This window comes from bacterium (genome assembly GCA_020444065.1).
Taxonomy (GTDB): Bacteria; Sumerlaeota; Sumerlaeia; order SLMS01; family JAHLLQ01; genus JAHLLQ01.
Map to the genome: position 1 here is coordinate 281,999 of JAHLLQ010000001.1, position 15,958 is coordinate 297,956.

Consider the following 15,958-nt stretch of genomic DNA (forward strand, 5'->3'; position numbering starts at 1 on the left):
CTGCTCCCCCACCGCTACTGGAAGACCCACTGGTTGCTCTTATTTGCGAGAGCCATGAGATCGACGGTAACGGTCGGGTGGTCGGGGTCATTGGTGGTGACAACCAATTGTGCGTCGAGTTGGCCGAAGTCGGAAGGATTGCAGCGGAGCAAGACCGTGCGCTCCTCGTCGACGGCCATGGGATCGAGTGACGGCAGTTGGATGATAGTGTAACTGGCCGCCGCGGCGCCGGTAACGGTGATTCCGTCGCCGGTGAATTGCAGTTCCTCGGACCCGGTGTTCTTGATCGTGAGCAGTTCCTGCTTCGTCGCGGAGTGCGTCATCGTGCCGTAGTCGATGCTGGTTGGGGTCACCTCGCATCTCGGAGCATTCAAGAGAGTTGATGTCTCGATCGTGTCGGGAATCGGCTCCTGAAGGCCCACATTGTCAGAGGCACGCGTCGCGAATCCATACGTATGGCCAAGCTCGCCGGAATAACTGGCCGTCCCACCAAATACACGGCGACGCCAGAGATTGAGTTCGCCGCCGTCCTCTGACACATAGATATCGACGAAGGCGGCTCCCGATCCGGCCGGGCCATCGTCCATCGTCCATTCAAGTTCTACCGTGCTGCTGTTCGTTTCTCCAGGCAAAGCCGTCAGTCCGCTGTCAGGCGCCTGACTGTCGATGGTGTTCACCGTCAGGTTTGTCAGTATCGGATCGTTGAGATCGAAGACGATGTTCGCCTGGTTGAGTATTTGAGTTCCATCCGGCAGGTCCGGCAACGCATCGATCCGGAATCGGATGTAGCCCTCACCGGTTCCCTGCTCATCGTTTGGCGGAAGGAATCCCGCGAGAGGATCCTCGACCAACTCGCGCGTGTTGGGATCGATCGAACGCATCGCGAGAGTCATGATGCCCGAAACCTGATCGAAAGAGACCGCGACCTCGACTGGATTCGGATCGGTGCTGACGAGAGTCTGCGTTGTGAAGACCTGTGCGCTTGCCGGCAGAACGATCATCGCATCGTTGAACCCGATCTCCTCGATCTCCAGCGTGGACCAATCGAGCGCCGAGTCGATCTGATCAGTCACAATGACCTCTTGGGCCGAGGCTGTCGCCGATGTCACATTTTCGAAATGCACCGTGTAGACGAGCGGCTCGTTGCCGGAGATGAACCCTTCGTCTCCGACGCCGGAGGGAGCCGATTTGTCGTTTGGATCGGCCGCCGAGATGACCTTGATCCTCTTGTTGTTAGGTTTCTTCTCGGGAAGTGGGCAGGTCACCGTATCGTTCTGCGTCAACCGCTTCCAGGTGTAGGTGTTATCCGGATCAGTCCCCATGATGAGGTTCTCCAGATGCAGGAAGGCACAGAAGTTGGCCTGCCACGTCTGGTAGCAGTCGTTGTTGACGATCCACTCATCGGGACCGGCGTCATCGAGAGGCAATAACGTCGATTCGACGTAATTGTCAACAATGTACGAGTTCCCATTGGGCGAGGTGAGCATGACGGTCGTGTGGCCAATGCCAAGACCGTTCTTTGTAATACGTGTGACACTCCATCCATTGAGTGGATTGCCGGGAACAGAACCCTCCGTGTGCAACTTGGTGCGCAGATCATCCGCAGCACCCACGCATGCCGTGTTCCAGAACTTCATGAGGAAGTTGTTCTGATACCAGTGTTCCTGTGCAATGCGATAGGCTTCGCGGAGGGCCTCCAATTCATCCTCCGGGAAGTCGCAGAATTCATCCCTGTAGCTGTCGGACCGAGTCGGAGGACATGCCGGACAGAAAGCGGCGTCTAGAGATGGGGCAAGGTTGTAGATGGCCAATTGGAAGTCACCGTTGTTTGATGGCTTGATTGTGAAGGAGGAACTGCCTGTTTCTCCGGGGCGAAGCATTGGAAGGACAATCGGCCCCGCCATCTGCATCCCATCGCTGTTTGTGACAATTGTTGGTGAGTAGTATCCCAGGCTTCCATAGGTGCCGTGTCCACCGAACGAGGAGTCCGGAGAGAGGCCAAACGATGGCGGGATGTTTGCCAGGTAGATGACACCACCATAGGCGTTGGTATTTCCACGATTTCCGTAACGGAGTGTATAAGTCGCTTTTCGGCCTCGCCGGATCGTGTCTGGTCCGGATATATCGGTCCAGATATCTGCAGAGCCATCGCGCTGAACGATCACGGCATTCGCAAGCGCGTCCTGGCTTGTTTGTTTCTCGATTCGCAAATCGTAGGCCCCCGGTGTCGCGCCGGCCAACGGGAACGTCGCTCTGAGGTGAGTCGAATCGAGCACCTCGACTGAAGTGGCTGCGACCTGTGCACCGCCGTGATCCAGTTTGCAGCCGATGCCCGATTCAAATCCGGCGCCTCGGATATCGAACGTTGTGTTGCCAAGATTTCCCGCGATGGACGGCGAACATGCCTCCACGCCAAAGGGCAACGAGACGGCTGCGATGCTGTACTCATCGACGCCTATGGCGAGAGTCTCCGGATTCATCGTGATGAACCAGGTGGTGGGATTTGCGCTGCTCGGCAGGAAGAGATCCGGCGACGACTCGCCCCACTCTGCGCTTGCGACTTCATAGGCAATCGACGACGGAATATCGTAGCGCGATGCGTAAAGCGCGGTCGTCGCATCTCCCAGTCGGGTCACGGAAACCTTCACATCGACTCCGCCGGGCACATCAACGCGGAACCACTCGCGGCGATCAACTTCGGTGAAGATGCTTTCGATTGCACTGCCATCGACAACGAGTGGCTGCAGGTCAACGTTTACAGGTGCAATCGAGAGCGCATTGTTATTAACCAGGTTCGCGCCCTCGAAGACGGTTGCGTGGCTGTTTGTGCGAACTCGCCAGTGGTATGCACCCGGGATGGCCGCAGGCATCAGGAAACTCATCATGCCCGATGTCGTCTTTCCGGGAGCGAGCGTCAGCCCCTCGCCGACTTGCGCTTCGCCAATCTCGACTCCTGGATCATCCGGATTCGTCGAATCGGAAACGCCCAGGAGATCGAACCACGGCCCCGTCACAGGTTCCGAGCCCAGATTGGAGATCGTCCAGCGGAGTGTCGTTGTTGTACCGGCCACGACATCGGACGGTCCCATGATCGACGTCACAACGAGATCCAGTGGGGATGGCGCCGTTTCGACGAACTCGATCGCTCCCATATCGGGGAACGTTCCGTCCAGCATCGCCGTGCCCGTGTTTGGAGTGCGCGGATCATCGTAGCGTGGGCTTCCGTAGAAATCGTGCTGAGTCGCCTCATCGCCTTCCGCGGCATCGATCATTGGGCTCACGTAGTACAAGCCGTAATCTCGCCTTGTAGCGTTCTTGTACTCCGGATCGACGGACACATTACCGTTGGTCCCGACAATGTCTTCCATTCCACTGAAGTTGATGCCCTGCGTGCTCCAAACGTTGGAGTAGCGCATATCGATTGGCGGCGAGCCACAGCACACCGCGAGGCCAACTTCGAGCGAATTGGAAATGATGCTGTTGTAGAGTTCGATCTTTCCACCATGTGCCAGAACGCTGTGGCGGCAATCATCGATCGTGCAGTGCCGCGCGATAATGTCGCCGATTTGAGTTTGCAGTCCGCGCTCGCAATTTACGATCAGACAATTCTCGAAGATTGCCGTGCCGCCCTGGATCATGACGGCATTGAAGAGTGAATCGAGAATCTCGCTATTGGAGACATTGATGAGAGCGTTGCCGTCGGATCGAATCGCGCCGGTGGAATCCCAGTTTCCAGTGGGCGAACCCGCGCCATAAGTAATCCGGACATGCTCAAGTGTGGCTGTGCCTCCATCGATGTGCAGCCAACGCCAGTCTCCCGGCGCAGGCGTTGTCGCATCGCCATCCTCGTTTGTGTCTCCACCAATAGAATCGTCCCGAATCGACGTGAACGTTATAGGATTCACGAGCGTACCGTTGGCGATCAGGTTTCCTCCACCCTGAACGACGATCTCGAGCATTGGATCGAACTTCACGATGGCCCCTTCGGCGATCTCCAGCGTGATGCCGGACGGAACCGTGATAACCCCCGTGATGTGATGGATGGAGGTCTTACTCCAGAGTTCCGAGTCGGCCAGAATGCCGCTGTGCGTCGTACGCAGCCAACGGAGTTCGACATTTTCGTTCCTCAGGAACTGGCCGCCTGACTCAACAGTGATACCGACCCAATCGCCTGGAAGCGGACGGCTTGCGCCGCCATCCAGATTCGAATCGCCGCCCGCCTCATCATCCTTGAGGGACGTGAAAATGATCTGCGCGCGCGAAGCTGCCGAGGCATCGAGGATCGCGCCGGACTCCACGGTGATTCCCGAATCCTGAGTGAATTTCACGACCGCACCGCTCGCAAGAGTGACAACCGATCCCGTGGTCAGGTGCAGGTCTCCTTCAACACAATGGACCTTGTCCGCTGACCAGAACTCGTTGCCTGATATGCTGCCACTGTGCCACTCGAGTGAGTTATTGACCAACGCATTCATTGTGCTGTCGGTCACCCAGTGGCCTGATGTGTCCCTGACGGATACCTGCAGTTGGTACACTCCATCGGCGACGCTTGTTGTATCCCACATCGCCGAGCCTTCGTCGGAGAATCCGCTGGCAACAGTGGTACTCCAACCCGTGCGATACGCCCGGAGTCGCGAACTGATACCCCAGCCTGTACCAAGGACTCTCCAGGTAATTTCTTCCGTATCGTGGAGCACCCAGTCGTTCGGCGCGGTCCACACAATGTATGGATCGGGAGAAAGGACGATCGAACCCTCCTCACCTGGATTCTGCCCGCCAGTGCCGCCGGAGACGTTCAACTGTGTTTCAGTGAAGTCTCCATCCTTTGAATAGGCCGCGATTCGGCCACCGGCACCGGCACCACACTGCCACTCCACATTTCCACCAATCGCGGTCACAAAACCGCTTCCCGTCAGATTGGCGGCATTAAGAAGGACAGAACCGCCCGACCCGCCGGCGCAGTCGCCGGAGCCGGCAAGGCCGTTGGCCTCCACATTGCCGTCGATCGTGAGGGTCTCGCCTGTGGCGATCTCGATTGCTCCGCCGCCGTGGCCGCTCGGCGTTCCCTCATCTCCGGTTCCGCCGCCGGATCCCAAATCCAGCGGAATGTACATCGATCCGTAGGGAAGGCCGGGCACTCCAACACTACCGGCCCCGCCGTAGCCACCGTGGCCCGCGCCACCGCCGCCATTCCCATTTCCAAATCCACCACCGCCGGGACCGTAGCCGTTGGACTGGCGCGCAGGGCTTATGTATCCTTGTCCAGTCGCAGTAATGAGTGATGTCTCGTCGAGTTCGAAGTTCCGGGCTGTCAACTTGACGCCCTGACCGGCCCATTCATCATTCACGAGCGCCGTGCGGTTCTTGCCACGGGCAAGCACCGTCGAGCCGTTAATTATCCGTGTCTCATCGAGGACATCGAGCCAAGATCCGCCCGCCATCTCGAATTCCGATGCATTCTCAATTTGAGCAGACCACACCGTGAACTGCTCATCTTCCTCAAGGAAGAATCGGTGCGGGAAATACATCGCGAGGCCGGGCACGCTCTCGTCGACGAAGACGACGGTGCCCTGCTGGCCGTATCTACTCGGTGTCGGAGACGCCCCGCCACTCACGTCGGCGCCAGCGCTCCCGCTGTAGTTTGTGTTGTGATCGTAGTGGACGGCGATTCGCCCGCCGCCACCGCCTGGGGTAGTGGACCAGTTCGTATCTCCCCCCACGGCCTGCATCAGGCCGCTTCCCTTGATCGTGTCTGTCTCGACAAGAATCGAACCGCCCGCGCCGCCTGCACAATCCTGTGTGCCGCTGGCGCCATTGCAACTGACTGTTCCGTTCAGCGTGAGAGTGTTGACGACTTTGAGATAGACGGCGCCGCCGCCGTGGCCACTCGGAGTGCCCTCATCACCGGCACCACCGCCGGAACCAAGATCCATCGGATAGAGCGGCGATCCATAGTGCAGTGCGACGGGCGTGCAATAGCCAAGCCCTCCGTCGCCACCGTATGCGCCACCACCGCCGCCGCTTCCGACGCCGTTGCATCCGCCGCCAGGTCCATTGCCGACGGACTGTCTGCCTGGTGATGTATAGCCCTCACCGTCGGCATTAATGGTGGCGCCGGCATCGATTGCGAAGTTGTAGGCAGTGATCTGAATGCCGGCTCCGGCCCAGACTCCGCCGACCATTGCCGTGCGGTTCTTCCCGTGTGCCAGGATCGTTGCGTTGCCTTCGACTGCGATGTCGCCGCGGGAGAGCTTCAGATGCGAACCACCGCTCATTTCAAAGGTCGCTTCGTTGTCGATCAGCATTTCACCCGCGGCAAATGTCTCATCTTCCTCCAGGAAGAATCGGTGCGCGACGTGCATACGACCGCCACTCAGAGTCTCATCGACGATAATAACGGTGCCTTCCTGGCCAACCCGCGCAGAAGAAAATCCGGGATCGACGGAGAATCCGTCGGTCTCGTCGTAACCGCTATTTGCACTGTAGTAGACCGCGATGCGGCCGCCGCCTCCCGAGGCCGTTCCCCACTCGGTTCCTCCGCCTTCCGCGCGGAACAGCCCAACGCCGTCGAGTTCATCTGATTCAACCCAGATCGAGCCGCCGGAACCACCCGCGCAATCGCCAGCGCCGCTGCCGCCATTCATCGTTACAAGGCCGTCGTTCGTGAAGAGACTATCAACGAGGATGTGAATTGCCCCACCGCCATGGCCGGTCGGCACACCTTCATCACCATTTCCGCCTGCAGAACCAAGATCCGTCGGTTCCATCGGCGAACCGTAATGCAGGACGGACAACCCGAAGTGATTTACGCCGCCATCCCCACCATACGCTCCGCCGCCGCCTGAGTTGCCTGCGCCGGCAAGTCCGCCACCCGGCCCATTGCCCGCCGTGTTGTATGCCGGCCGGGCGGTGTAGCCTTGAGCATCGCCAGTGATTGTCGAACCGGCTCCGATTGTCAGATCTGCGGCAGAGATTGTGACGCCTTCGCCGATCCACTGGTCCAAGACCTGGGCCGATGCGTTCTTGCTGCGGCACCAGATTGTCGAATTCTCGTTGAGCAAGAGTGGTCCTCCCGCCACGAGTTGCGAGCCGCCGCCCATTTCAAACATCGCTTCGTTGTCGATGATGATTTCTTGTGCGCCGAACACTTCATCGGGTTCCAAGAGGTAGCGATGTGCGAAGTGCATTCTATCGCCCGTTACCGATTGGTCGACAACGATGACGGTTCCTTCTTGTCCGACATGCAAGTCAGAGTAACCTGGATCGACTGAGAATCCTGCCTTCTCATCGTATCCGACATTCACCTCGTAATAGACTGCGATGCGGCCCCCTGCGCCGGAACCAGTCCCCCATTGCGTGCCACCACCAACTGCCTGGAAGAGGCCAGAGCCGTTCAGGCGGTTCGTCTCGACGAGAATCGAGCCGCCCGCACCGCCCGCGCAGTCTCCCGAAGCACCCGCACCGTTTGCGGTGACGAGACCGTCGTTCCTCAGAAGTTCTTCAACGGAAAGGTAGATTGCTCCGCCGCCGTGTCCGACGGGACTGCCTTCATCACCAGCACCGCCGGCAGATCCCAGATCCAACGGCAATGTGGGCGAGCCGTAATGCGCGGCTATTGCGCTGGCATTGCTGATGCCGCCATCGCCCCCGTAGGCACCGCCGCCACCGCCGTTGCCGACTCCATTTGCCCCGCCACCGGGGCCGTTACCCTGCGTCTGGCGCCCGAGACAGGTGTAACCCTGGCCATCGGCAGTAATCGTCGAACTTGTGGCCACGGTGAGATTCCGGGCCGAAATCACCACGCCCTCGCCTTGCCAGCTTTCATCGACCATTCCTGTCCGGTTCTTGCCACGACACAGGACGGTGGCTTCGGTGATCTCCATGTCGGTATTTGCCTTCAGGTGTCCGCCGCCGCCGATCTCGATCAGTGCATCGTTATCCATCAGGATCTGTTCGGCGACAAATTCCTCACCTTCCTCGAGCAAGTACCGATGGGCGAAGTGCACGGCATCGCCGGGCACAGACTGATCGACGACGATGACGGTGCCTTCCTGTCCGAGGTGGCTGCTTGCCGCACCGGGGAGCACATTGAAGCCATCCCATTCATCAAAACCTTCGTTGGTTGTGTAGTAGACGGCAATGCGTCCGCCTGCTCCGGAGGCCGTGGTCCACTGGGCGCTTCCACCGATGGATTGGAAGACGCCTGTGCCATCGAGTCTGGACGTCTCGACAAGAATAGCCCCGCCGGACCCGCCGGCACAGTCACCCGAAGCGCCCGCGCCGTTTGCGCTGATGGTTCCATTGTTCAGCAGGAGATCGCCGACGGTCAGACGGATTGCACCGCCACCATGACCGACAGGGCTTCCTTCATCCCCGGTTCCACCGGCCGATCCCAGGTCAAGCGGCATCGTCGGAGAGCCGTAGTGCGATGCGACCACGCCGTAGTGGCTGCTGCCGCCATCGCCGCCAAAAGCGCCACCACCACCGCCGTTTCCAACGCCGTTGGTGCCGCCCCCCGGGCCATTGCCATTCGATTGCATACCGGGGCATGTGTATCCCTGGCCATCGGCCGTGATGATTCCCGTATCGCCAACAGTCAGATTGTTCGCGGAGATCACAACTCCCTCGCCTTGCCACAGTCCGCCCACCTGGGCCGTTCGGTTCTTTCCGCGGCAAAGGATGGTTCCGGCGCCGTTCACAGTGAGATCGCCCGTCGCCGTGAGTTGGGCACCACCACCGACTTCGACAAGAGCGCTATTATCGATCACGATTTCTTGCGCGGTGAACGTCTCATCCTCTTCCAGAAGATAGCGATGTGCGAAGTGCACCGCGTTTCCAGTCACCGATTCGTCGATGACGATCACGGTTCCTTCCTGGCCATTGATGCCACTTGAACTTCCAGGCTGAACGGAGAAGCCGGCAGCCTCGTCGAATCCTTCATTCGAGGTGTAGTAGACCGCGATTCGTCCTCCGGCGCCGGATGCGGAGCCCCATTGGGTGCCGCCACCCTCCGCCTGGAAGATGCCCGAGCCGCCAAGACGTGCCGCCTCGACCCAGATCGATCCGCCAGCCCCACCCGCGCAATCGCCCGATGCGCTGTTTCCATTGGCCGTGATCGTTCCGTTGTTTGTGAGCAGATCGTGGACAACGAGATGCATCGCCCCGCCGCCGTGACCGGTGGGGGCTCCTTCATCTCCCGTTCCACCGGCCGAGCCAAGATCGATTGGTTCGAGAGGCGATCCGTAGTGTGCCGCCACAACCCCGGGAAGAGTCCTGCCCCCATCGCCGCCGTAGGCACCACCGCCACCAGTGTTTCCGTATCCGTTAGCTCCGCCGCCGGGGCCGTTGCCGTCCGACTGCATTCCGGGGCAGGTGTAGCCTTGCCCGTCCGCAGAGAGGAAACCCCCGGTCGCGACGTCCAGTGTATTCGCCTCGATCGAGACACCCTGGCCGACCCAGAGCCCGCCAACTTGCGCGCTGGCGTCTTTGCCTTGCAGGACAACGGCACTATCGGTCGCGATACTGAATTCGCCCGCGACGGTAACAGAGGAACCGCCGGCGATTCGAAGCGTTGCACTGTTCGTCACCGTCAGGCTGTCGTAGGCGTATGTGCCCTCCGGCCAGTCCTGGTCGGCATCAACGACCAGGTCTCCCTGAGCAGAGGCACCTGCGAAGCTGATAACGATGAGAGTTGCAGTCAAAGCGAGTACACGACTGACAAAGCAAGACGTGAACGCCCCACGGCGCCCAGAGAAAGTCTCGGAAGACATCATTATTCCCTCCTGTTTGGACAACAAAAGACGCTCGCCGACACAGCTACTCCACAAGCAGCGCATCCCCGCAGGTATGCGAGTTGGGGTGCAAGCGGACCCAATCCCATTTGGCGAGACTTGGTTTCTTCTATCCGATGGACCGATCGGTGTCCATCGGATTTATTTTGTGGATGCAGAGTCCAGAAACCCGCAAGTGATGGTTTGTGAGGGTTTGATGTCACGGCTCAGTGGAACATGTTCATATATGCAGCAAAGAAGCCAGATTCAGCGCGAAGCAGGTCCGACGACGGGAACCCGCTCCAGTTTCGATCATTGCGGCCCGCTTCACAATGGAGCGATCATCTCGCGATGATCGGGCTGATACAAATCGGTGTGACTTCCCCAGCCTTCAATCCAACCTCAAGCGAGTTTGATCGAATCAATGAAACGAATCCTGGTCCTCGGTTCCGCAAACATCGATATCGTGCTTGCCACGCAGTCTCTTCCCAAGCCCGGCGAAACTGTGATGGGCAGCGATGTGGAACGCCATTTCGGCGGCAAGGGAGCAAACCAGGCCGTCGCGGCAAGGCGTCTTGGCGGGGAAGTCGAGTTTGGAGGCGTCGTTGGCTCTGACTCGGACGGGCAGATGTACACGAATCATCTGCGCAAAGAAAACATTGGCCTGCGTGGGTTGCGCACATCTCACGCACGCCCAACTGGCTGCGCCTTGATTACGGTAGACGCTCAGGGAACCAACACGATCGTGGTGGCACCAGGAGCAAATGGCGCATTCCTGACACCACTCGGTGATAGCGTGGAGGAAGCCATTCGCCAGGCGGAGTACATCCTCCTGCAATTCGAGATTCCCGCAGAGGCAAATGTCGCGATTATCGAACGGGCTCGGGGATTTGGTAAGAAAGTGATCCTGAATCCTTCCCCGATGAACGTGGAGTTCTTCCAGAGGCGGCTCCCGATCGACACGATCATTCTGAACGAGACGGAACTCGGCTCGATCACTGGAGGGGGCGATTCGAAGGACGAGGCGGCACTTGCGAAGCACGGGAAGGATTTGTTGGCGTTCAACATTCGCTGCGCGGTTCTTACGCGCGGTGCTCTTGGCGCGATGTGCATCACCGAAGATGATGCCTTCAGCGTTCCTGCGCCAAAGATTGAACCGGTGGACACGGTCGGTGCAGGCGACACCTTTGCGGGCGCCTATGCAGTCGCTCTGGCAGAAGGTAAGGACGCGCGCGAGGCGATCTACTTCGCCAATCATGCCGCGGCACTCTCGGCTCTGAAGCGAGGCGCTCAGTCATCAATCCCCACGCGTGCCGAGGTGATGGAGTTTATTCAAAAGCAAAGGAATTGAAGGCAGAGGGGCTACGACTGCAGCCGTTCCATGATTTTCGCTGTCACGGCGCGCACCAACTCGGCCGCCTCGGGGTCCAACTCATCCGACGGGGGGCAGTTGCAGTCAGCCGGTGGATTGGGAATGCATGTCACTCCAGGTCGCCACTGCTCATCGTCGGCCTTAAGACGATCGACCTGCAGCCCAAATCGTGGATCGGGCACTCCAAGCGTCTGCTTGATGTCCAATAGCGCCTTCATCTGTTCCGGCGTGAAACGATTCGGCATGCGGCCCAGTTGGGTCGTCACCATGATCGTACGACAGTAGGCCTCGAGGATTTCCATCTTGAAGTAGGCGTCCTCGACAGAGATGTGGCTCCATGCGACGACGCCATGATTCGCCATCAGGATCGTGTTGTGATCGCCGGAAAGCGCCGCAACCTTCTTCGCCATATCCAAGGTGCCGGGCGTCACATAATCTGCGATCGGCGCCTGGCCGATGAAGATCTCGTATTCCGGCAGGATGTTGTTCGGCGGCTGCACTCCCGCGGCTGCAAATGCCGTCGCGTAGGGCGGATGGCAATGCACGCAAGCCACGGCGTTCTCCTGCGCCTTCATGATCTCCAGGTGCATCAGGATCTCGCTCGTGCGACGCAGCGTGCCGGCCTTCTGCTCGCCATCCAGGTCGACGAGGCAGATGTGCTCGGGCTTCATGAAGCCTTTTGAGACCAGCGTCGGCGTGCAGAGCGCCAGGTTTTTCCCAACACGAATGCTGATGTTGCCACCGTTGCCATCGACATATTCGCGCGCCCACATCCGCCGACCGATGTCGCAGATTTCCTCGCTGCGGCGGAAGTTCAAGTCGGATCGATAGAATGCATCGTATTGTCCCGTCACAGCTTCCCAGGGCGGACCCGCCGCGGGTGCCGGATTCCGAGCAGGAGGCGGGGTCGGGGTCCAGGAGTGAGTCGGCTGAGCCTCAGCAGGCACTTGGCGCTCTCGTCCGGGATAGCCCGGGAGTTCTGCGGCCAAGTCCTCCGCAGCGGGCGCGAGGATGGCATCCTCCGGCAAATCTTTCCAGGACTTGCCCGCCTTGATCAGGTCGTCCATTTCCTGGCCAGTGATGACTTTGCGCATTTCTCTTTGCCCGATTGAGGTTCTTCTCCGCAAGCCCCGCGAGACGCGTCATCCTTTCCGATTCCAGGCAGCGACACAAGCGCATACGTGCCTTCAGTTGGCATCCAGCCGAATTGGCCAGGCAGGCGGGATGGGAAATCTGAGGGACACGGGCGCAAAAGCTGCCACCTGGAAACTCGGGCTTGCTCTTCGGGCGGACTCCCGGGAATGTTTTTCCGCCATGGAAACGAAACCCGCCCAGACTCCCGAACAGCCCGCCACCGGCAAGAGCCGTGTGCGGAAGCTGAGTATTTTGATCCCCGTCTACAACGAGATTCGCACGTTGGAGCGCCTGCTCACCCGTGTGCAGGAAGCCCCCCTGCCATGCGATCGCGAACTGGTCATCGTCGATGACTGCTCGAAGGACGGCAGCCGCGAATTCCTAAAGTCCTATCGGAAGCAGCAGGACAATGTGCGTGTGATTCTTCACAAGAAGAACGGCGGCAAAGGCGCAGCCATCCGAACAGCGATTGCTCACATGACGGGCGATTGGGCGATTATCCAGGATGCGGATCTCGAGTACGATCCGAACGACTACCAGGCGCTGCTGGTTCCCGTCGAAGACGGCATCGCGGACGCTGTTTTCGGCTCGCGCTTCCTGACCGGGCGCTATCGTCGGGCGATGTTCTTCTGGCACACCATGGCAAACAAGTTCCTGACGCTGTCGAGCAATGTCCTGAACGATCTGAATCTGACGGACATGGAGACATGCTACAAGCTGATCCGCGCCGACATTCTCAAGCACCTCGTGATTCGCAGCAAAGGCTTCGATCTCGAACCGGAGTTGACGGCGAAGCTTGCTCGCTGGGGCGCGCGCATTTACGAAGTCCCGATCGCCTATCGCGGTCGCACATACGCCGAAGGCAAGAAGATCGGCCCCATGGACGCTGTGCATGCCATTCGCGCCATGCTCCGTTATCGATTCTTCGATCACCAATACACCCGCCACGCGGGATTCATCATTCTGCAGTCCATTCGCCGTGCCCGGAAATTCAATGGCTGGCTCATGTCGCAAGTTGAAGACTACCTGGGCGACGAAGTCCTGGAAGCCGGCAGCGGCATCGGCAACCTGACGGATTTCCTTCTCGATAAGGAACGCCTTGTCTGTCTCGATTATGAGGATTTCTACGTCGAGCGCCTGCGCCAGTCCTTCTCGCACCTCGGCAATTTCGAGGTTCGCCAAGCCGACCTGACGAAACAGGAAGACCTTGTCGAGGCTGCCAATGGAAAGCCCTTCGACTCGGTGCTGTGCATTAACGTGATGGAGCACATCGAGCAGGACCTGACCGTTCTCCGCAACTTCTATGAAGTGCTGAAACCCGGCGGTTATGCGGTGATCCTGGTTCCGCACGACCCGGATCTTTACTCGCCGATCGACAAGGAACTGGGCCATTTCCTGCGCTACTCGAAGAAGCATCTGGCCGACCGACTGAAAGAGGCCGGATTTGAGGTCGTGGAGACCAAGGGCTTCAATCGAGTCGGCGGACTGGGCTGGCGAATCTCCGGCAAGATCATGCGGCGCAACTCCATTTCAACCGGCCAGATGCGGCTGTTTGAAATGGGAATGCCCATCATCCGCCAGTTGGAGAAGATTCCGTTCCATTCGCACAACAGCGTAATCGGAGTCGGCCGGAAACCCGAGTAATCACCTCACCCAAGGGAAGAGCAATGGCCTCCATAGCGATTATCGATTATGGAATGGGGAATCTGCGGAGCGTCGAGAAGGCGTTTCAGCATCTTGGCGCCGACGTGGAAATCGTCGAGTCCGCAGAGGCGATTGCAGCCGCGCCGGCGGTGATTCTGCCCGGTGTCGGAGCCTTTGGCGATGCCATGAAGGAAATGAACGCGCGCGGGATTCACGATGTCGCGCGCGATCGTGCAACCGAGGCGTCAAAAGGCGGTCGGCCTTTTCTGGGGATCTGTCTTGGAATGCAGGTTCTCGTTGATGAGGGCGAGGAAGACCCTGGTATCAAAGGGCTTGGCGTCATTCCCGGGACTTGCCCTCGGCTCGTGCGACCGGGACTGAAGATTCCACACATGGGATGGAATAGCCTTCAGTTCACTCAGCCTTCGAACCCCCTCTTTGAAGGCCTGGACAAGGACGCATACGTGTACTTTGTCCACAGCTACCACGTCACACCAACGGACGAGACGGTGATTGCTGCGACGACGGATTATGGCGGATCGATCGCTGCGTCGCTTCGCAAGGCGAACCTGTTTGCCTGCCAATTCCATCCGGAGAAGAGCCAGAACGTCGGACTCACCATCCTCAAGAACTTCTCGGAAATGGCCGCCAGTCATTCGCGTTCGTAATACTCGTCTTCCCAAACCAGTCCCGTCACCTCTCCGTCGAACCGGATGAACTCCATGATGGAGCCGGAGGCTCGTGCCAGCGCAGTTTCGAGCTGCGATCCGGGGTGAATCGGCATTGGAGTAAACTCGACGGCGCTCACGGCTGCCAGTCTCTGCGGTGCGCGCCCCGGCAATTGTACGAGCAAAACATCATCATGTTGGAACACGCGGATCTTGCGGTCGTCACGCTGATAGTGTCCTTCTGCTTCGTCGGGTGAGAGCCAGCGCGGCGCGGGTGGCACCGGATGCGAATCGCCCGCAAAGGCTTCGTAGATCGCGTTGCGCGCGGCGTGCTGGAATGACGGATGAAACATCGTATTCGTGAGAACAATGATCCCAAGTTGCTTCTTCGGGTAGACGAGAACATCGACGCCGATTCCATCCGAAGATCCCGCGTGATGATACCCAACCAGTCGTCTCTTTTGGTCGAGCAGAGGCTCCCAGACAAGAAGACGGGGCGTGTCCAGTCCGCCCGATTGCGGGACGGTCATCGACTCACTGCTTGCGGCAGAGAGAATCGCACCGCCGCCATTCAGGAAGCACTGCAGAAACGCCGAAAGATCTGATGATGTCGAATATGCGCGGCCTGCCCCGAGCGGCAGACGCTCGACCGGAGACTCCAGAGGTCGCCCTGAACGATCGAATCCGATCGCGACGGCGCACTCCTTCGGCGGGGCGACTTCCGGCGCAAGCACGAGGCTGCGTTCCATGCCGGCCGGCAAGAAGACTCGATCGCGGACGATTTGCTGGTAGGGATTTCCCTCCACACGTTCAATGATCTCTGCCAGGAGAGAGAACCCCTCGTTGGTATACTCGTAGTGAATGCCGGCCGGCAGGCGTTGGACCAGGTAACCTTCCTCGTCCACAGCCAACCCCGATGTGTGGGTGAGAAGATGGCGAATGGTAATAGGATCAGACGTGAGTTCCGGATCTTCCAGCGAGCGACCGAGAAGCTCGGAAGCCGATGAATCGAGTGAAAGCAGTCCTTTCTCGACCAGTTGAAGAATCACGACTCCCGCGAAGACTTTGCTGAAGGAGGCGAGTGCGAATTGTGTGTCGATGGTCGGCTTGCAGTCAGCGGTCTCCCCTGCCAGTCCGAACTCATGGTGCCAAAGGAGTCCTTCGCGTCCAACTGCGGCGAAGGCTGCGCCAGGGATGTCTGCTTCATGCGCCAACTGATCCAGTCGTTCGTTCAGGCTCACCTCTTCGGCGGTATCCAGCGGGACAGGCACCGATCGACAACCAGTCAAAATCAATGTCAAAATGGCGATAATGGCCAACGACAGGCCGAAGCATTGAGACCTCTGGAGTTTGAGGATGGTGTCATGCGC

6 protein-coding genes are annotated in these 15,958 nt (G+C 59.1%); 3 read left to right on the forward strand and 3 right to left on the reverse strand.

Annotation, left to right across the window (positions count from 1 at the left end):
• Nucleotides 1–14 precede the first annotated feature (14 nt).
• Nucleotides 15–9,773: a hypothetical protein gene (locus KQI84_01100; GenBank protein MCB2153456.1), complete on the reverse strand. Its 9,759-nt coding sequence runs from the start codon at nt 9,771–9,773 to the stop codon at nt 15–17.
• Nucleotides 9,774–10,194: 421 nt separating this feature from the next.
• Here KQI84_01100 and KQI84_01105 point away from each other — a divergent pair, with 421 nt between their 5' ends.
• Nucleotides 10,195–11,121, forward strand: coding sequence for a ribokinase (locus KQI84_01105; protein ID MCB2153457.1), 927 nt, complete (start codon nt 10,195–10,197; stop codon nt 11,119–11,121).
• A gap of 11 nt (nt 11,122–11,132) precedes the next feature.
• On the opposite strand, the gene KQI84_01110 is transcribed toward KQI84_01105, so the two are convergent.
• Nucleotides 11,133–12,236, reverse strand: coding sequence for a class II aldolase/adducin family protein (locus KQI84_01110; GenBank protein ID MCB2153458.1), 1,104 nt, complete (start codon nt 12,234–12,236; stop codon nt 11,133–11,135).
• A gap of 220 nt (nt 12,237–12,456) precedes the next feature.
• On the opposite strand from KQI84_01110, the gene KQI84_01115 reads away from it, so the two are divergent.
• Together KQI84_01115 and hisH are read left to right on the forward strand one after the other, a co-directional pair.
• A complete protein-coding gene (locus KQI84_01115) occupies nt 12,457–13,920 on the forward strand; it encodes a glycosyltransferase (GenBank protein MCB2153459.1) in 1,464 nt (487 codons plus the stop codon).
• A gap of 23 nt (nt 13,921–13,943) precedes the next feature.
• Nucleotides 13,944–14,588 carry an imidazole glycerol phosphate synthase subunit HisH gene (gene hisH, locus KQI84_01120; GenBank protein ID MCB2153460.1) on the forward strand — a complete coding sequence of 215 codons (645 nt, stop codon included), beginning with the start codon at nt 13,944–13,946 and terminating at the stop codon, nt 14,586–14,588.
• Here hisH and KQI84_01125 read toward each other — a convergent pair.
• The gene (locus KQI84_01125; GenBank protein ID MCB2153461.1) at nt 14,573–15,829 is read right to left on the reverse strand and encodes a beta-lactamase family protein; all 1,257 of its coding nucleotides are present in this window, start codon (nt 15,827–15,829) and stop codon (nt 14,573–14,575) included. The two genes, hisH and KQI84_01125, sit on opposite strands and share 16 nt — an antisense overlap.
• Between the last annotated feature and the right edge of the window lie 129 nt (nt 15,830–15,958).

What these genes read in the sequence shown, in the direction of transcription:
- KQI84_01115 (MCB2153459.1), top strand. Translation starts at nt 12,457, where the DNA reads ATGGAAACGAAACCCGCCCAGACTCCCGAACAGCCCGCCACCGGCAAG.
- KQI84_01100 (MCB2153456.1), bottom strand. Translation starts at nt 9,773, where the DNA reads ATGATGTCTTCCGAGACTTTCTCTGGGCGCCGTGGGGCGTTCACGTCT.
- KQI84_01110 (MCB2153458.1), bottom strand. Translation starts at nt 12,236, where the DNA reads ATGCGCAAAGTCATCACTGGCCAGGAAATGGACGACCTGATCAAGGCG.
- hisH (MCB2153460.1), top strand. Translation starts at nt 13,944, where the DNA reads ATGGCCTCCATAGCGATTATCGATTATGGAATGGGGAATCTGCGGAGC.
- KQI84_01105 (MCB2153457.1), top strand. Translation starts at nt 10,195, where the DNA reads ATGAAACGAATCCTGGTCCTCGGTTCCGCAAACATCGATATCGTGCTT.